Here is a 19,397-nt window from a genome sequence, read left to right as displayed (position 1 = left end):
TTTAATCGGACTCATCGTAGCTGGTTTAGCATTAACATTTTCTTTTTTCCAAAAGTTATACTAAATATAACTAATAATTTAATAGACTTAAGTGTTACCGCTTATTTTCAATGAGAAGATAAGCGGTTTATTATATAATGAGAAACATGAGGTGATCTTGTGAAAGTCATACATACAGCTGACTGGCATCTAGGAAAAATTTTAAATGGCCAGTCATTCTTAGAAGACCAAAAATATATCTTAGAACAATTTATTGCGGCAATGAAAGAAGAACAGCCGGATTTAATCGTTATTGCGGGAGACTTATACGATACGAGTTATCCGAGCAAAGAGGCGATTCAATTACTTGAAACAACGATTGGTGAATTAAATTTAAAGTTGCAAATTCCAATTATTATAATCAGCGGCAATCATGACGGTAAAGAACGTTTGAATTATGGCGCTTCTTGGTTTGAGCATTCAAAACTCTATATACGCACCAAACTAGATACCATGCATCAACCTATTTCATTTGAAAATATAGACTTCTATACATTGCCATTTGCGACGTTGAGTGAAATACAGCACTATTTTCCAGAAGAAAAGTTAAAATCATATGATGAAGCGGTAGAATGTTGTTTAAAGCGTATCAGCAGTGAGTTAGATAAAGATAAGCAAAATGTGTTGATTGCTCATATGACAGTAGCTGGCGGAATCAGAAGTGAATCAGAACGCCCATTAACAATTGGTACAGTCGAACAAGTGCCAGAAAAATATATGGAACATTTCGATACTGTCATGCTAGGGCATTTACATCATCCTTTCAGTATTCAATCAAATTACGTCTTTTATAGTGGTTCACTTTTGCAGTATTCTTTTTCAGAAGCTAATCAGCCGAAAGGTTATCGTCGTGTATTGTTAGAGGCACCACATGAAGTGGAAAGCACCTTTATAGCAATGCAGCCATTACGAGAACTTGAAGTGATAGAAGCAACCTATGAAGATGTTATTCAAGATAGAATAGCTGTTAAAAACAGAGATAACTACTTTCATTTCAAATTAAGTGAAATGTCACATATTACAGATCCTATAATGAATATCAAACAATTGTATAAAAATGTTTTAGCATTGACCAATCACTCACAAACGTTTGAACATCAATTTACAGATCGAGAAATTAAAAAATTACCTGATCAAACTATTATCGGAACTTTTTATGAAGAAATGACGCATAAAGAGTTGTCGGAGTTGCAGCAGAAAAAAGTAACGCAATTATTGAATGAAATTATGAGAGGTGACCAAACATGAAACCCTTAAAGCTTCATTTACAAAATGTCGGTCCTTTCATGGATGAAACTATAGATTTTACTCAACTGCATAATAATGAGCTTTTTTTAATCAGTGGCAAAACAGGGTCAGGTAAATCTATGCTGTTTGATGCCATTGTATTTGCGTTATATGGAAAAGCTTCTACAGCATCCAGAAAAGAAGGCGCATTGAGAAGTCACTTTGCTGATGGAAAGTCTCCGATGGAAGTTGAACTTATTTTTCAATTAAAAGATAAGCAATTTAAGGTAATCAGACAAGGTGCGTTCGTTAAAGAAGGCAACAAAAATCAAACACATCCCAATTTAGCTGTGTATGAATTAGAAAATGATCGTTATGAACTCAGAGAAAGCAAAGTGAACGCTGGGAATAATTATATTCAAGAATTGTTAGGTGTAAATATAGAACAATTCAGACAGTTATTTATCTTACCGCAAGGAGAATTTAAGAAGTTTCTGTTTTCTAAGAGTTCCTCCAAGCAAGAAATACTTAGAACTTTATTCAATACGAATCGTTTTGAAGCATTACAACAACGATTAGTAAACCAAAATAAAGAAGAAAAGAAAAAGATTGAAATGAGACACCAACAGATTGAGCAATTATGGAATAAAGTAGAAGATTTCGATAATGAAAAATTGCAAGAATATAAAACACTTCCAAGTATACAAACAGAAAAGTTATTAAACAGTATTCCTGAATTTGAACGAATTGGAAAAGAAATTTACCAACAATTGGAAAATGAAAAAATCCAACAAGATGAACTCAAACAAAAAGCAGAGAAATCCTTTAGAGAAGCCGAAGAATTGAATCAGAAAATGGCAGAACAAAGCGACTTAACAGCTCAGCTAGAAACACTTGAAAAGCAAGCTTCTGAAATTAAAATACTTGAAGCTCAACTGAAGAAAATTCGAGAAGTACGCCCGCTTCACCAAATCATAGAAAATATTTCTGGACAAACTGCAAAATTGAATGAGTTAAATGATAGATTTGAGAAAATTGAAGCCCATATTCAACAATATCAGTCTCAGTTGCAAACAGTTACAACACAACAAGAAAAATTAGCGGAAACTCAAAATGATATAGAATTACAACAGCAGTTTATGAATGATACGCAATACTTTTATCAAAATCATCAACAATACAAAAACGCATATCGTAATCAAGCACAAGTACAAGAAGAATATGAGCAATCACAGAAAGATTTAAAACAAAATGAGCAGTTATTAAAGAGAATAGAAGCGGATTATCAGAATGAACAGCCCGATTATGAACGACTGAATCAACTGACACAACAAATATTCGATTTAAAACAACAAATTAAAGATACAGAAGCGACGATCGAAAAAGAAGAAGCACAAGTGCAACGTTTAACAAGATTAAAAGTATTAGAACAAGAATTAACAGATAATACTCAAAAATTGAACGAGTTTCAGGCAAAAATTTCACAATTTAACACCAATCAATTAGAGTTAGATAATCAAGAAACAATGATCAAAAAGCTGCAATCCATGTTGCAACCTGGAGACCAATGTCCGATATGTGGCAATACGATTCAATCTCTTTCAGATCACTTGGATTTCGAGGAGCTAAGAGCGCAAAGGGAAATGTTGAATACTTTGCATGAAAATAAAGAGGAAATTCGAACGGCTCATTCAAAATTAGAAGCTGAATATAATATGCTTAAAAGTGAAGTTGAAAAATTTGAGCGAGAAGAGTTGCCAGAAAACAATACACAAATACTTCAAGACTTGAAAAAACAATATGAAAAAGCGGAAACAGATAAGCAGCATCAAGATAAACGCAATAAAGAGATTGAGAAGGCCAACGCACAAGTTCAGCAAATTAAAGATGATATCCAAAGTTTGCAACTCACGCTCACTCAAAAGAAAGCTGATATTGAAAAAATTGATGGATTAATTGAGGATTTTGAAAAGGGTACTTCTTTCCGTAATGTAATGGATTTTATGAATGATTTTGCACAGAAACAAGATATGGTAAAAGATTATCAAAAACAAACAGAAGCATTAAAACAACAAGAAATAGAAGTGAAGCAACAAATTGCAATTGAACAAACAAAGCATACTTCAGTGCAGGATAACCGTAAAGAAACTGATAAAGCAATCGCACACTTAAAACAGCAATCTCAAATTGAAATGGAAAATATCGGCATACAAAGTACTGATGAAGTGCAAGAAATTTTAGATTTAATGCCGAAAAAAGAGGAAATTGAAGAGCGGATTAAAATTTATCATGATAAGGAAAATAATTTATCTCATAAACTTGCTGAATTAAAAGCGGTTATCGGAAATCAAGAGCATCCTGATTTGGAGCAGTTGTCGAACAATCTGGAAACGCAGAAAAGAGTGCTTGAGGAGAAGTCGAAGCGGTTAAATGAGCATGAATTTAAGTTGCAATTAAATGCGAGCCATTTCACAGAAATTCATGAACATATAGATGTTTTAGCAAAAGAGTTAGCAGAACAACAAGAAATCTTTGATTTGGCTGAAATTCTATCAGGAAAAAATATTCAAAAGCTGACGTTAGAAAATTACGTTTTAGTTTACTATTTAGAAATGATACTGGAGTACGCTAATAAACGTTTTATGAGAATGACCAATAATAGGTATATCTTAAAGCGCAGTGAAGAAGTAACGCAAGGTTATAGCGGTCTAGAAATTGTAGTCTTCGATTCACATTCAAATAAAACACGTCATATCTCTACGCTGTCAGGTGGAGAATCGTTCCAAGCTTCTCTAGCATTAGCGCTTGGTTTAAGCGAGGTTGTACAGCAGGAATCTGGAGGTATTACTTTAGAATCGATGTTTATAGACGAAGGTTTCGGCACGCTTGATCAAGAAACGTTAGAAACAGCCTTAGACACTCTATTAAATATTAAATCGACAGGAAGAATGGTAGGTATTATTTCACATGTAAGCGAGTTGAAACAACGTATACCTACAATTCTAGAAGTAAAAACAGACGCTTACCAAAGTACGACACAATTTAAGTTTTAATATACAAAAAACGACTTGCCGCAATTGCAAGTCGTTTTCTATTAAAGAAATATATTAAAGTTTCTTATTGTTGAAATCATTTGATTCAGTGATGATTTCAGTAGTTTCATTTTTAACTGTGCCATTTTGTTGTTGCAATAAATCTCTGATTTCAGTAAGAAGTACAATATTTTCTTCTGGAGCTTCTTCAACTTCTTCTTTTTTCATTAAAGTATTAGCAAGTTTAACAAAAATGAATAGGGCAAAGGCAACAATTAAAAAGTCAATAATGGATTGGACAAACAAACCGTATTTAATACCCATAAAGGACCAGTTTTTAGCGAAATCAACGGTTCCAAAAATCAAACCTATAAGCGGCATAATAATGTAAGTCACTAAAGAAGTAACAATTTTGTTGAAAGCAGCACCCATCACTACAGCTACTGCTAAGTCTAATACATTTCCTTTGAAAGCAAATTCTTTGAATTCCTTAAACATGAATATATCCTCCTAATTTTACTAAAGTGTATTATACAATAATTCTTTTTTTGAAAAAAATAGGTTTTTAGGTTGTTTTTTACTGAAGATTATTAATTTATAGTAAATTACAGCGCTTTCATCTTTATTACTTCATAAACAGGGTAAAGGAAAATATAATGTGGTCTTATATAAAATACTTTAAAACAAATTAAGGTGAAATTGATTATTGAGATAGACATTAAAAAATTATTGTATAATTAAATTTAGTAAGTTTGATAATGTGCTAAGCGTTTGTTATGCTAGTAAATGGTTTTTCACGAAAATGATTTTTTCTTATAAAATCAGTTTTATATTTTTTGGACAATAAAATAAATGGAAAGGGAGTAATTGATTATGAATTCTTCTCAGCATGGTAATAATGGCAAGAAGTTGTCGCCGGTATTTATCTATGGATCGATTCTAGTTTTAATCGTTGTTTTAGCCGGTGCTATCTTTCCAAGTCAGTTTGATAAAATAACGAACAGTATCAAACTTTGGATTACCAATGATTTGGGTTGGTATTACTTAATTCTAACTACAGTAATCGTATTCTTCTGTGTATTCTTGATTTTCAGCCCGATTGGTAAACTGAAACTAGGTAAACCAAATGATAAACCAGAATTTAACACTATTTCTTGGTTTGCAATGTTATTCAGTGCTGGTATGGGTATCGGTTTAGTATTCTATGGTGCCGCTGAACCAATGGGAGATTTTGCTGCACCTCCGAATGCCAAACCGGAAACAGCACAAGCTTATACTGAAGCGTTACGTTCTTCTTTCTTCCACTGGGGCTTCCACGCTTGGGCAGTTTATGGCGTTGTTGCTTTAGCACTTGCTTATGCTCAATTTAGAAAAGGGGAAGCAGGTCTACTATCTAAAACTTTACGTCCTATTTTAGGAGATAAAGTAGATGGCCCAATTGGAACAATTGTTGACGTTTTAGCAGTATTCGCAACAGTTGTCGGCGTTGCCGTATCACTTGGTATGGGCGCGTTGCAAATTAACGGTGGATTAAATTACTTATTTGGAATCCCAAATAATGTTTGGGTTCAAGGTATCATTATCATTGTCGTAACTATTCTCTTTATCGCATCAGCTTGGTCTGGCCTAAGTAAAGGTATTCAATATTTGAGTAACCTAAATATCGGTTTAGGTGCACTTTTAATGATTATTGCTTTAATTGTTGGACCAACAGTTCTTATTTTGGATATGATGACAAGTTCAACAGGTAGCTTATTCAATTCATTCTTATTTAACAGTTTTGATACTGCTGCTTTAAATCCGCAAAAACGTGAGTGGATGTCATCATGGACTTTATACTATTGGGGCTGGTGGTTAAGTTGGAGTCCATTCGTAGGTGTATTTATCGCCCGTGTTTCTAAAGGACGTTCTATCAGAGAATTTATGTCAGGCGTATTACTAGTGCCTGCAATTGTCAGCTTTATTTGGTTCAGTGTGTTTGGTGTACTAGGTATTGAAACTGGTAAAAAACATCATGAACTATTCAAGATGGCACCTGAAACACAATTATTCGGCGTATTCCATCACTTGCCTATGGGATTTGTGTTATCTATTATTGCGTTACTGTTGATTGCATCATTCTTTATTACATCAGCAGACTCAGCAACATTCGTATTAGGTATGCAAACTTCATTCGGTTCTCTAGAGCCGTCATCGTACATTAAAGTATCATGGGGAATTGCACAATCACTTATCGCATTCATTCTGTTATTCTCAGGTGGAGATACAGGCTTGAACTCACTGCAAAGTGCGGCGATTATCAGTGCCTTGCCATTCTCGATTATCGTGATACTCATGATGATCAGCTTCTACAAAGATGCTAACCAAGAACGTAAATTCTTAGGCTTGACTTTAACGCCTAACAAACATCGTTTAGAAGAGTATGTGAAATATTCTCAACAAGATTATGAAGAAGATATTCTAGATAAACGTAAAGCACGTCAACAATCTGAACAATCTAAATCATAATTTGAATCATAAATAACCTGTCTCGCTATTTTAGGCGGGGCAGGTTTTTTCTTTTGGCGCTTTAATTGAAAATAATTCTCAATCAATAAAAGATACTTATTACACGAACCTAATATGATAACTATTACTTATACATACTGATTAAAAAACAAAAACGAATACAGCTTGTTTTCTACCGTTTAATAGTTGTAATCCCTTACTTATACCTATACAATTTAATTAAAGGCATAATATTGAATCAGGGGGGATTATACATGTCTTCTAACTTAAAAGAGCAGGCAAAGAAAACGTTTTCTCTTAACGGAAAAACGTACACTTATTATGATTTGCAAGCATTAGAAGAACAAGGTTTAACAAACATCAACAAACTGCCATACTCAATCCGAGTATTATTAGAATCAGTTTTACGTCAAGAAGATGGTTTTGTTATAACTGACGAGCATATCGAAGGGTTATCTAAATTTGGTAATGGCGGAGAAGGCGAAGTACCATTCAAACCTTCACGCGTAATTTTACAAGACTTCACTGGTGTTCCGGCAGTAGTAGACTTAGCATCACTACGTAAAGCAATGGATGATGTTGGTGGGGATATCGACAAAATCAATCCGGAAGTTCCAGTTGATTTAGTAATTGACCACTCTGTACAAGTTGACAGCTATGCTAATCCAGAAGCATTGCAACGTAACATGAAATTAGAATTTCATCGTAACTATGAACGTTATCAATTCTTGAACTGGGCTACTAAAGCATTTGATAACTACAATGCAGTACCACCAGCAACTGGTATCGTTCACCAAGTAAACTTAGAGTACTTAGCAAATGTTGTACACGCTAGAGACGTAGACGGCGAAACAGTAGCTTTCCCTGATACATTAGTAGGTACAGACTCACATACTACAATGATCAACGGTCTTGGCGTTCTTGGCTGGGGTGTTGGCGGTATCGAAGCTGAAGCAGGAATGCTTGGACAACCTTCATACTTCCCAATTCCAGAAGTTATCGGCGTACGTTTGACAAATGCATTGCCGCAAGGTGCGACAGCAACTGACTTAGCGTTACGTGTAACAGAAGAATTGCGTAAAAAAGGCGTTGTAGGTAAGTTCGTTGAATTCTTCGGTCCTGGTGTACAACACCTTCCATTAGCAGACCGTGCTACAATTGCTAACATGGCGCCTGAATACGGTGCAACATGTGGTTTCTTCCCAGTAGACGAAGAATCACTTAAATATTTACGTTTAACTGGCCGTTCTGAAGAACAAATTGAACTTGTTGAAGAATACTTGAAACAAAACCATATGTTCTTTGATGTATCAAAAGAAGATCCATCATACACAGATGTTGTTGAGTTAGACTTATCTACAGTTGAACCTTCTTTATCAGGTCCTAAACGTCCACAAGACTTGATTAAATTAGGCGACATGAAAGAATCATTCGAAAAATCTGTAACTGCTCCAGCAGGTAACCAAGGCTTTGGTTATGATGAATCAGAATTCGATAAAAAAGCGAAAATTGAATTTGAAGACGGCAGAACTGCTGAAATGACTACAGGTGATATTGCAATCGCTGCAATTACATCATGTACTAACACATCTAACCCTTACGTTATGTTAGGTGCAGGTTTAGTAGCTAAAAATGCTGTTGAAAAAGGCTTGAAAGTTCCTGAGTTCGTGAAAACTTCATTAGCGCCAGGTTCAAAAGTTGTAACAGGTTACTTAGCTGATTCTGGTTTACAAGAATATCTTGATGAATTAGGTTTCAACTTAGTAGGTTATGGTTGTACAACTTGTATCGGTAACTCTGGTCCACTTTTACCAGAAATCGAGAAAGCAATTTCAGGAGAAGATTTATTAGTAACTTCTGTATTATCAGGTAACCGTAACTTTGAAGGACGTATTCACCCATTAGTAAAAGGTAACTACTTAGCATCACCACCATTAGTTGTGGCTTATGCTTTAGCAGGTACAGTGGATATTGATCTTCAACACGATTCTTTAGGTAAGGATAAAGATGGTAACGATGTTTACTTGAAAGATATCTGGCCTTCAATCAAAGAAGTTGCAGATGCAGTTGATAGTGCGGTTACACCTGAATTATTCCGTGAAGAATATGCAGATGTCTACACTAACAATGAAATGTGGAATGAAATTGATGTGACTGACGAGCCATTATATGACTTCGATCCTAAATCAACTTACATTCAAAATCCAACATTCTTCCAAGGTTTATCTAAAGAACCTGGTACAATTGAACCATTGAAAAACTTACGTGTTATGGGTAAATTCGGCGATTCAGTAACTACTGACCATATTTCACCAGCTGGTGCAATTGGTAAAGATACTCCTGCAGGTAAATACTTGCAAGATAACGATGTACCAATCAGAGAGTTCAACTCTTATGGTTCAAGACGTGGTAACCATGAAGTTATGGTTCGGGGTACATTCGCAAATATCCGTATTAAAAACCAATTAGCTCCTGGTACAGAAGGTGGCTTCACAACTTATTGGCCAACTGATGAAGTGATGCCGATTTATGACGCTGCAATGAAATACAAAGAAGACGGTACTGGCTTAGTTGTATTAGCAGGTAATGACTATGGTATGGGATCTTCACGTGACTGGGCAGCTAAAGGTACAAACCTTTTAGGTGTTAAAACAGTTATCGCTCAAAGTTACGAACGTATCCACCGCTCAAACTTAGTTATGATGGGTGTACTTCCATTACAATTCCTAGACGGCGAATCAGCTGACAGCTTAGGATTAGATGGCAGAGAAGAAATTTCTGTTGATATTGATGAGAATGTAAAACCACATGACAAAGTTAAAGTAACAGCGAAAAAAGAATCAGGTGAAGTTGTAGAATTCGAAGCTATCGCTCGTTTCGACTCACTTGTTGAATTAGATTACTATCGTCATGGTGGTATCTTACAATTAGTATTACGTAAAAAATTACAAAATGCTTAAGTTAACAAATATGTGTTTTGAATAAATTGAAGGGGTGGGACATTAAGTTGTTCCATCCCTTGTTTTTTTGAAGGAGAGCGACGAAATAACGGTAACTCATGTTATTTCATTCCCGCTCGCTCTTTTATTTGTGATATGATATTTTATGCAAAGGAAAAAAGAAAGCGTGGTAAAAATATGATATACAGTATCACTGAAATCGATTCAAGATATCAAGAAACTGATAAGATGGGATTTATTTATCATGGGAACTATGCGACATGGTTCGAAGTTGCACGTACAGATTATATTTATAAATTAGGCTTTAATTATGCAGATATGGAAGAACGCGGCATTATTTCTCCTGTAACTGATTTGAATATCAAATATATTAAACCTGTTACTTATCCGGAAAAAGTAAGAGTTAAAACTTGGGTAGAACGTTATTCACGTATCCGTTCATTATATTGTTATGAGATATTGAATGAACAAGACGAGATTGTAACTAAAGGTTCGACTGAAATTATTTGTATGACTAGAGATAAGCGTACTCCGATTCGTTTAGATCGCCACTTCCCAGATTGGCATGAAACTTATCAAGAAGTCGAAAAAAGAAATAGAGCCGGAGAAACATTTGAGGTTACTAACGGCATTGAATAGTATGAAAAAAACGCGCAGCTGAGAAGCAACTGCGCGTTCATTCTGTCTTTATATTAAGATGCTTGAGAAGCATTATTGTGTACAAATTCAATTTCATCATGCTGGCCAACATCAATAACCAAATCTTCACCAGCGAAGTACCATAAGTCTTTTTCGGCAATAATGACATCGACGCCATCGAAGTCTTGTTCAAATCCAATTTCTACGGCTTGATCTGATTTATTATCAATATTAAACGCGGGACTGAAACCTTGTTTTAATTGATTTTCGCCACCGTAGCGTACGAAAAATTGGATAGCTTTGTCGGATTGCGGTAATTCAAATTCATCTTTGAACCATTTCACTGCATTGTCTGTAAGTTTGAATTCCATGGTAAAAACTCCTCTCATTATTACCGGATATTTATAAATCATTTATTTTAAGATGATTTATATTATGAGTTATAACCGTTTTGGGGTGTAATTTAACATGAAATCTCGATTTTTTTGAAAAAAATTTACTTAGAACTCAAATTTTCTTCACATTGAGTTAAAGAAAGTGGGACAGCATTATGATTCTGCCAACTCATAAAATAAAGGCTAGAACAAATTAATGTCCCAGCCGATTGTTTTCGTTTACATCCATTTAATTTTAGGTTCCTCACCTTTAAAGATACGTACAATGTTAGTGCGATGTCTTAATATCAAGAGAACTGCTACAATGATACTTACACCAAGCAATATATAGTCATGGATAATCAATGAACCAATGACACAACAAATCGCTGCAACTATACTTGATAAAGATACATACTTTGTTAAATAAAGTGTGAGGAAAAAGATAGCTGCTAATATTAATAATAATATTGGGGCAACCCCTAATACGACCCCAGCACTTGTAGCTACCGCTTTACCGCCTTGAAATTTCAAGAAAATCGGATAAACATGGCCGATAATCGCAAATACACCGACAATTAAGCCGTGTGTAAAGAATTCACTGATTGGACCTGTCGGATGCACCGGGAACCATAGTGGGAAAAACACCACAATAAAACCTTTAAATATATCTAAAAATGTGACGACAAAACCTGCGGGTCGCCCTAGAACACGAAAACTGTTCGTAGCGCCTGTATTGCCGCTTCCAAATTGTCTGATGTCTTTCTTGAAGAACAATTTTCCGATGATAACTCCGCTCGGAAATGACCCTACAAGGTAGGCGAGCAGAAGCATAAGTACAATCATCATTTTGCATGACACATCCTTTGTTGATGATAACGTTATTTTACCATAGATAAGATAGAGATTGACGCCCTGAGGATGAATTTTTTCTATCCATTTTTACATGTTTAAAGATAGTAAAGACACTTGAATAGTAAAGTAATAGATGAAGTAAAGCAAGAAAATAATTTTGAAAGCGTTCAAAATGAGATGTCAGGAAAAATAATTTCTGGCTTGCAATTTAGCAGATTTTAAGTAAGAATGTTTATTGTAATGTTTTATAAACGAACGTATGTTTGTAGGAGGCGAAGAATCGATTGGCAACAAATAAACGACAAAACTATTCGGACGATTCAATTCAAGTTCTTGAAGGATTAGAAGCAGTCCGCAAAAGACCAGGAATGTATATAGGGTCAACCGATAAACGCGGTTTGCACCATTTAGTATATGAAATCGTTGATAACTCAGTCGATGAAGTATTAAACGGTTTCGGCAATGAAATTCAAGTCACTATCAATAAAGATGATAGTATCACCATCGAGGATAATGGCCGAGGTATGCCGACAGGTATTCACAAGTCCGGCAAACCGACCGTGGAAGTTATTTTTACTATTTTGCATGCTGGTGGTAAATTCGGTCAAGGCGGCTATAAAACTTCTGGTGGTTTGCATGGTGTAGGTGCATCAGTAGTGAATGCGCTCAGCGAATGGCTGGATGTGGAAATCTATCGAGATGGATATATTTATGAACAGAAATTTAATAAAGGCGGATTGCCTGCAACAGGATTAGAGAAAAAAGGCAAAACACGCAAAAAAGGGACAAAAGTCACTTTTAAACCAGACCCTGAAATCTTTAAATCTACAACAGCCTTCAACTTTGATACATTAAGCGAACGCTTGCAAGAGTCCGCATTCCTTTTAAAAGATTTAAAAATCACTTTAACAGATTTACGTGCTGGAAAAGAGCGCGAAGAAATCTATCATTATGAAGAAGGAATTAAAGAATTTGTAAGCTACGTCAACGAAGGTAAAGAAGTCTTGCATGACGTCTCAACATTCTCTGGCGAATCGCACGGTATTGAAGTAGATGTAGCCTTCCAATACAATGATCAATACTCTGAAAGTATCTTGAGTTTTGTAAATAACGTACGTACCAAAGATGGCGGAACACACGAAGTCGGTTTCAAAACAGCCATGACTCGTGTCTTCAATGATTACGCACGTCGAATTGGTGAACTGAAAGCGAAAGATAAGAATTTGGACGGAAACGATATCCGGGAAGGCTTAACAGCGATTATTTCTGTACGTATTCCTGAAGAATTGCTGCAATTCGAAGGGCAAACGAAATCTAAGTTAGGAACTGCAGAAGCTAGAAGTGCAGTCGATTCAGTAATCACTGAAAAACTACCTTACTATTTAGAAGAAAAAGGCCAACTTTCTAAATCGTTGGTTAAAAAAGCTGTGAAAGCACAACAAGCACGTGAGGCTGCTCGCAAAGCGCGTGAAGATGCACGTACAGGCAAGAAGAATAAACGTAAAGATACCTTGCTATCTGGTAAGTTGACGCCCGCTCAAAGTAAAAATACTGAGAAGAAAGAATTGTATCTTGTAGAGGGCGACTCTGCCGGCGGTTCAGCTAAGTTAGGCCGTGACCGTAAATATCAAGCGATTTTGCCATTACGTGGTAAAGTGATCAACACTGAAAAAGCACGCTTGGAAGACATTTTCAAAAATGAAGAAATCAACACAATTATTCATACAATCGGTGCAGGTGTCGGAAATGAATTCAAATTAGAAGACAGCAACTATAATCGCGTTATTATTATGACCGATGCCGATACAGATGGCGCTCACATCCAAGTATTGCTGTTAACTTTCTTCTTCAAATATATGAAACCACTAGTACAAGCAGGTCGTGTATTTATCGCCTTACCTCCATTGTATAAATTGGAAAAAGGTAAAGGTAAATCCAAAAAAGTCGAATATGCTTGGACCGATGAAGAATTAGACAAATTACAAAAACAACTTGGTAAAGGATTCAGTTTACAACGTTATAAAGGTTTAGGGGAAATGAACCCCGATCAATTATGGGAAACTACGATGAATCCGGAAACAAGAACGTTAATCAGAGTACAAGTAGAAGACGAAGTACGTTCATCTAAACGTGTTACAACTTTAATGGGTGATAAAGTAGCTCCAAGACGTGAATGGATTGAACGTCATGTTGAATTCGGTCTTCAAGAAGATCAAAGTATTTTGGAAAATGATGAAATCCAAATCTTAGATCAAGAGGAATATGATGAGGAGGAAGCAAATTGAGTGAAATCATCCAGGACCTTTCGTTAGAAGATGTAATTGGTGACCGCTTCGGCAGATACAGTAAATACATCATTCAAGAACGTGCGCTGCCGGATGTGCGTGACGGTTTAAAACCTGTACAACGTCGTATTCTGTATGCAATGTATGATAGCGGAAACACTTATGATAAAAACTTCAGAAAAAGTGCTAAAACAGTCGGGGATGTTATCGGTCAATTCCATCCTCATGGCGACACTTCTGTTTATGATGCAATGGTGCGTCTGAGTCAAGAATGGAAATTGCGACATGTCTTAATTGAAATGCATGGGAACAACGGTAGTATTGATAACGATCCACCAGCTGCAATGCGTTATACAGAGGCTAAATTAAGCCAGTTATCTGAAGAATTATTACGAGATATTAATAAAGATACCGTGCCATTTGTACCGAACTATGACGATACGACAACGGAACCTATGGTATTGCCTGCTAGATTCCCGAACCTATTGATTAATGGGTCTACTGGTATTTCTGCAGGGTATGCGACAGATATTCCGCCTCATAATTTAGGTGAAGTGATTCAAGCAACTTTGAAATATATCGACAATCCTGATATTACAGTCAGTCAATTGATGAAATATATTAAAGGGCCGGATTTCCCGACTGGCGGTATTATTCAAGGCAGAGATGGAATCAAGAAAGCTTATGAAACAGGCAAAGGTCGCATTGTAGTACGCTCGACAGTGGAAACTGAGACGTTGAGAAGCGGTCGTCAAGAATTGATTGTGAGTGAAATTCCTTATGAAGTGAATAAAAGTTCACTTGTGAAAAAAATCGATGAATTGCGTGCTGATAAACGTGTCGACGGTATTATGGAAGTACGTGATGAAACTGATAGAACAGGTTTGCGTATTGCGATTGAATTGAAAAAAGATGTAAATAGTGAAGCGATATTGAATTTCTTGTACAAAAATACAGACTTGCAGATTTCTTATAACTTCAATATGGTAGCCATCAGTGATGGACGTCCTAAATTAATGGGAATTCGCGAAATTATCGATAGCTATTTGAATCATCAAATTGATGTAGTAACTAAACGTACACGCTATGACTTGTTCCATGCTGAAAAACGTATGCATATTGTGGAAGGGCTAATGAAAGCTTTATCTGTGTTAGATGAAGTCATTGCAATTATCCGTGGTTCTAAAAACAAAAAAGATGCCAAAGATAATTTAGTAGCTGAATTTGATTTTACGGAAGAACAAGCTGAAGCTATTGTGACATTGCAATTATATCGTTTAACGAATACGGATATTGTGGCTTTAGAAAAGGAACATAGTGAGTTAGAAGAAAAAATTAAAGGCTTACGTAATATCTTGGATAACCACGATGCCTTATTGAACGTGATTAAAGATGAATTGAAAGAAATTCGCACACGCTTTAAAACCGAGCGTTTGTCACGTATTGAAGCGGAAATCGCCGAAATTAAAATTTCAAAAGAAGTGATTGTGCCAAGTGAAGAAACCATTTTAAGTTTATCACGTGATGGATACATCAAACGTACTTCTATTCGCAGCTTTAACGCTAATCGGGTAGAAGAAGTCGGCTTGAAAGACGGCGATGCGTTATTGCGTTATATTGAAACAAATACTCAGCATATTGCATTAGTCTTTACAAATAAAGGACGCTACCTCTATCTTCCAGTGCATAAGCTAGCAGATATTAAGTGGAAAGATTTAGGACAGCATGTTTCGCAACTCGTACCGATTGAAAATGATGAATATGTAATCGATGTCTTTACTGAACCAGACTTCAAGCAAAAGGTCGATTATATTATGGCTACTCAAAACGGTATGATTAAGAAAAGTGAGTTAGAACTCTTCAAAACTTCACGTTTTAATAAACCATTGATTGCGATGAAATTAAAAGATGACGACAAGATGATTAATGTCATGCGTATCGAGCAAGATCAATTGATAACGATTGTGACACATACAGGCATGTCTCTTACTTATTCTACAGATGAATTATCAAGTACAGGTCTGCGTGCAGCTGGCGTTAAATCTATCAATTTGAAAGATGAAGACATTGTCGAAATGACACAGCTCATTCAACCTGAGGATACTATTCTGATGGCAACGCAACGCGGTGCTGTTAAACGCATCGGTTTCAAAGTGTTGGCGGAAGCGAAACGCGCACAACGCGGTATCAAACTGTTGAAAGAATTGAAATCGAAGCCGCACCGTATTGTAGGCGCTGAAGTTATCACTAATCCAGAAAGTATCTATACACTTTATTCTAATAAAGACAGCTTTTCTGGAAAAGTAAGTGACATTCATCTTACTGAACAATATACTAACGGTTCATTTGTAGTCGATACAGATGAATTTGGCGAAGTGAATGCACTTTCAATCTCTACAGCTGATTCTTCTGAAGAAGCATAAATTAAAGGCTATTTGAGTAGATGAATTTCTATTCAAATAGCTTTTTATCATTAGTGAAATTCTCTACTTTTCAAAAAAATATAGTCAGGGTTATTGTAAGATGATAGAATGGAAAATAGATTAACCAAATAACAAGCGGTAAATATTCTCTTGCAGAATTGCACCACTTGCTATTTTTTTGATTTAGAAGAAAAATGAAACAGAAATTTCAGTCTTGTAATGAGACTCGAATTTCAAATTCTATGTGTAACGTTTTACATAAATTTAAAAAGAATATGAGGTTTTAACATTGAAAGACTTTGATAGTTTAATCCCTGGCTGGTTTAAAGCTTTTATCAGTGTTGGAAATGATTTAATTTGGTCACAATACTTGATCGGCTTATTATTAACTGCTGGGATTTTCTTTACAATCAGTTCTAAGTTTATCCAATTTACATCTTTCAGAGAGATGTTGCGTGCCTTAGTTGAAAAACCTGAAACCTTGGATAATGGTGAAAAAGGTATTTCTCCTTTCCAAGCTTTTGCAATCAGTGCAGGTTCTCGTGTAGGAACAGGAAACATTGCAGGTGTCGCAACCGCAATTGTTCTTGGTGGCCCTGGTGCAGTTTTTTGGATGTGGATTATTGCATCAATCGGTGCAGCCAGTGCCTTTGTAGAAGCAGTACTTGCACAAGTTTACAAAGTGCCGGATAAAGATGGCGGTTATCGTGGTGGACCTGCGTACTATATTACTAAAGGTCTTAACCAAAAATGGTTAGGTGTAGTCTTTGCCATACTGATTACTGTAACCTTTGCCTTCGTCTTTAATACTGTACAAGCAAATACAATTGCTGAATCTTTAAATACGCAATATCATATCAGTCCTGTTATTACAGGTATTGTGTTAGCTATTTTAACAGGTATTATTATCTTCGGCGGTGTGCGCAGTATCGCAACGTTGTCATCAATCATCGTACCGATTATGGCAATCATTTATATCGGCGTAGTATTTGTTATTTTAATTATGAATTATGATCAAATTATTCCGATGCTTGCGACTATCTTCAAAAATGCCTTTGGGGTGGAACAAGCTACAGGCGGAGCAGTCGGTGCAGCTGTATTACAAGGGATTAAACGTGGTTTATTCTCTAACGAAGCTGGTATGGGGTCAGCGCCTAACGCGGCCGCAACTGCAGCGGTTCCGCACCCAGTAAAACAAGGTTTATTGCAATCATTAGGAGTATTCTTCGATACTATCTTAGTGTGTACATCAACAGCGATTGTAATCTTATTATACGGCGGTTTGAAATTTGGAGACAATGCACCACAAGGCGTGGCTGTAACACAATCTGCATTGAATGAACACTTAGGCAGTGCCGGCGGTATCTTCTTAACAGTAGCGATTACATTATTTGCGTTCTCATCTGTTATCGGTAACTATTATTACGGCCAATCTAATATTGAATTCTTGTCTTACAATAAGACAGTTTTATTTATTTTCAGATGTTTAGTCGTTGTGCTTGTATTCTTCGGTGCAGTTATCAAAACAGAAACTGTGTGGAGTACAGCAGACGTGTTTATGGGATTGATGGCAATTGTCAACTTGATTGCTATCATTGGATTATCTAATATTGCACTTGCTGTCATGAAAGATTACTTTAAACAACGTAAAGAAGGTAAGAAACCAATCTTTAAACCGGAAAACTTAGAAATAAATTTATTCGGTATTGAATGTTGGGGAGATCCTGCTAAACAATTAACACGTAAATAATGATTAACTATTCGAGGGTGGGACATAATAATGTCCTACTCTTTGTTCTTTGAACTGACAGTAGCTATCTGAATAGAAAATGCGCTTGTTCCAAGCTGACAGTAGCTATCTGAATAGAAAATGCGCTTGTTCCAAGCTTTTTTCTATTCTAGTTAGCTTTGTCGGGGCGAGACGACGAAATAATTTGAAACAATTTTATTTCTGTCTCGCTCCCTCTAGTTAGCTTGGCCGGGGCAGAACGACGAAATAATTTTAAAATGTTATTTCTGTTCTGCTCTCTTTTTATACAGAATTGTATGAATTGCTCTCTCATACTAAGAATAATATGTGGTAAAATGGACACTAATATTAACTATATCTGCTTAAAGGCATACAAGATATATACTCATAGACAGAGTAGGAATTAAGAAAAGGTGGTTAGCATGAGCAACTACGTCATAGAGAAAACACTGAATAATAACGTCATTATCTGCACAGACGAAGATCATCATGAAGTTGTTCTGATCGGCAGAGGTATTGGGTTCAATAAAAAGCGCGGAATGAAACTTTCAGATTCAGCAATGATAGATAAAGTTTATAAATTAGAACAAAAGAAAGAACAAGATCATTACAAGGCTTTAGTAGAAATCGCTGATGATAAGGTGCTCCAAACGATTATTGAAGCAATGGATATCATTACTCATGCAGATCATTCTGTGGCAGATGAGGATTTGATGGTTGCTTTGACTGATCACATTATCTTTGCTTATAAACGTATTCAACAGCAGCAATTTATTAAGAATCCATTCTTAATCGAAACCAAACAGTTATACTCTGAATCTTATGCAATTGCAGAGAGAGTGATTGAACACTTGAATCGTCTCTTGGATATTGACTTCCCAGAAGATGAAATTGGTTTTATTGCTTTGCATATTGCCAGCAGTAAAGATGACTTATCATTGCATGAAGTACGACTGACCAATGAAATTATTAATAAAAGTGTTTTAATTATGGAACATGATTTGAAATGCCGAATAGATACAGCATCGATTCAGTATCAACGCTTTATTCGACATATTCAATTTTTAATCAGACGGCTTCAAAAGGGTGAAGTTATTCAAGTAAAAGATGAATTCGGAAACATGTTGAAAGCGCATTATCCGCTATGCTATAATATAGCTGTTAAAATCATTAAAATGATGCAGCAGCATCTGGACGTGGATGTATATGAAGCAGAACTGATTTATTTAACGCTACATATTTATCATTTCACGCAGCAAAATGAAGAGAATATGCACGTGTAACTAATTCGATTAGGCATGAGTG

The 19,397-nt window shown here is 35.9% G+C and carries 12 protein-coding genes; 9 read left to right on the top strand and 3 right to left on the bottom strand.

Going from position 1 to position 19,397, the window contains the following annotated elements:
* Positions 1-159: 159 nt before the first annotated feature.
* A complete protein-coding gene (gene sbcD, locus CKV71_RS07700) occupies positions 160-1,287 on the top strand; it encodes an exonuclease subunit SbcD (RefSeq protein ID WP_095105446.1) in 1,128 nt (375 codons plus the stop codon).
* Positions 1,284-4,319 carry an exonuclease subunit SbcC gene (gene sbcC / locus CKV71_RS07695; RefSeq protein ID WP_095105445.1) on the top strand — a complete coding sequence of 1,012 codons (3,036 nt, stop codon included), beginning with the start codon at positions 1,284-1,286 and terminating at the stop codon, positions 4,317-4,319. The genes sbcD and sbcC overlap by 4 nt, the downstream gene beginning before the upstream one ends.
* A gap of 54 nt (positions 4,320-4,373) precedes the next feature.
* On the opposite strand, the gene mscL is transcribed toward sbcC, so the two are convergent.
* A complete protein-coding gene (gene mscL / locus CKV71_RS07690) occupies positions 4,374-4,796 on the bottom strand; it encodes a large conductance mechanosensitive channel protein MscL (protein WP_095105444.1) in 423 nt (140 codons plus the stop codon).
* A 375-nt stretch (positions 4,797-5,171) separates the two neighbouring features.
* Here mscL and CKV71_RS07685 point away from each other — a divergent pair, with 375 nt between their 5' ends.
* From CKV71_RS07685 to menI, 3 genes are all read left to right on the top strand, one after another.
* Positions 5,172-6,806 carry a BCCT family transporter gene (locus CKV71_RS07685; RefSeq protein WP_095105443.1) on the top strand — a complete coding sequence of 545 codons (1,635 nt, stop codon included), beginning with the start codon at positions 5,172-5,174 and terminating at the stop codon, positions 6,804-6,806.
* Positions 6,807-7,060: 254 nt separating this feature from the next.
* Positions 7,061-9,766 (top strand): aconitate hydratase AcnA, encoded by a 2,706-nt coding sequence (gene acnA, locus CKV71_RS07680; protein ID WP_095105442.1) that lies wholly within the window; start codon positions 7,061-7,063, stop codon positions 9,764-9,766.
* Between the two features lie 177 nt (positions 9,767-9,943).
* Positions 9,944-10,405 carry a 1,4-dihydroxy-2-naphthoyl-CoA hydrolase MenI gene (gene menI, locus CKV71_RS07675; protein ID WP_095105441.1) on the top strand — a complete coding sequence of 154 codons (462 nt, stop codon included), beginning with the start codon at positions 9,944-9,946 and terminating at the stop codon, positions 10,403-10,405.
* Positions 10,406-10,458: 53 nt separating this feature from the next.
* Here menI and CKV71_RS07670 read toward each other — a convergent pair whose 3' ends face one another.
* Both CKV71_RS07670 and plsY read right to left on the bottom strand, forming a co-directional pair.
* Positions 10,459-10,776: a HesB/YadR/YfhF family protein gene (locus tag CKV71_RS07670; protein ID WP_095105439.1), complete on the bottom strand. Its 318-nt coding sequence runs from the start codon at positions 10,774-10,776 to the stop codon at positions 10,459-10,461.
* Positions 10,777-11,019: 243 nt separating this feature from the next.
* The gene (plsY, locus tag CKV71_RS07665) at positions 11,020-11,628 is read right to left on the bottom strand and encodes a glycerol-3-phosphate 1-O-acyltransferase PlsY (protein WP_095105437.1); all 609 of its coding nucleotides are present in this window, start codon (positions 11,626-11,628) and stop codon (positions 11,020-11,022) included.
* A 290-nt stretch (positions 11,629-11,918) separates the two neighbouring features.
* On the opposite strand from plsY, the gene parE reads away from it, so the two are divergent.
* The 4 genes from parE (at position 11,919) to glcT (ending at position 19,375) form a co-directional block, all read left to right on the top strand.
* Complete coding sequence (gene parE / locus CKV71_RS07660; protein ID WP_095105436.1) at positions 11,919-13,919, top strand: DNA topoisomerase IV subunit B; 2,001 nt, start codon at positions 11,919-11,921, stop codon at positions 13,917-13,919.
* Positions 13,916-16,342 (top strand): DNA topoisomerase IV subunit A, encoded by a 2,427-nt coding sequence (gene parC, locus CKV71_RS07655; protein ID WP_095105432.1) that lies wholly within the window; start codon positions 13,916-13,918, stop codon positions 16,340-16,342. The genes parE and parC overlap by 4 nt, the downstream gene beginning before the upstream one ends.
* 289 nt (positions 16,343-16,631) lie before the next feature.
* Positions 16,632-18,092, top strand: coding sequence for a glutamine transporter AlsT (locus CKV71_RS07650; protein ID WP_095105429.1), 1,461 nt, complete (start codon positions 16,632-16,634; stop codon positions 18,090-18,092).
* A 422-nt stretch (positions 18,093-18,514) separates the two neighbouring features.
* Positions 18,515-19,375 carry a glucose PTS transporter transcription antiterminator GlcT gene (glcT, locus tag CKV71_RS07645; protein ID WP_095105427.1) on the top strand — a complete coding sequence of 287 codons (861 nt, stop codon included), beginning with the start codon at positions 18,515-18,517 and terminating at the stop codon, positions 19,373-19,375.
* Positions 19,376-19,397 lie beyond the last annotated feature (22 nt).

This window comes from Staphylococcus piscifermentans, assembly GCF_900186985.1.
GTDB lineage: Bacteria > Bacillota > Bacilli > Staphylococcales > Staphylococcaceae > Staphylococcus > Staphylococcus piscifermentans.
Note: the sequence above shows the minus strand (reverse complement) of the source record. Positions and strands in the feature narration are given on the sequence as shown.

What these genes read in the sequence shown, in the direction of transcription:
- sbcC (WP_095105445.1), top strand. Translation starts at nt 1,284, where the DNA reads ATGAAACCCTTAAAGCTTCATTTACAAAATGTCGGTCCTTTCATGGAT.
- mscL (WP_095105444.1), bottom strand. Translation starts at nt 4,796, where the DNA reads ATGTTTAAGGAATTCAAAGAATTTGCTTTCAAAGGAAATGTATTAGAC.
- CKV71_RS07685 (WP_095105443.1), top strand. Translation starts at nt 5,172, where the DNA reads ATGAATTCTTCTCAGCATGGTAATAATGGCAAGAAGTTGTCGCCGGTA.
- acnA (WP_095105442.1), top strand. Translation starts at nt 7,061, where the DNA reads ATGTCTTCTAACTTAAAAGAGCAGGCAAAGAAAACGTTTTCTCTTAAC.
- menI (WP_095105441.1), top strand. Translation starts at nt 9,944, where the DNA reads ATGATATACAGTATCACTGAAATCGATTCAAGATATCAAGAAACTGAT.
- CKV71_RS07670 (WP_095105439.1), bottom strand. Translation starts at nt 10,776, where the DNA reads ATGGAATTCAAACTTACAGACAATGCAGTGAAATGGTTCAAAGATGAA.
- plsY (WP_095105437.1), bottom strand. Translation starts at nt 11,628, where the DNA reads ATGATGATTGTACTTATGCTTCTGCTCGCCTACCTTGTAGGGTCATTT.
- glcT (WP_095105427.1), top strand. Translation starts at nt 18,515, where the DNA reads ATGAGCAACTACGTCATAGAGAAAACACTGAATAATAACGTCATTATC.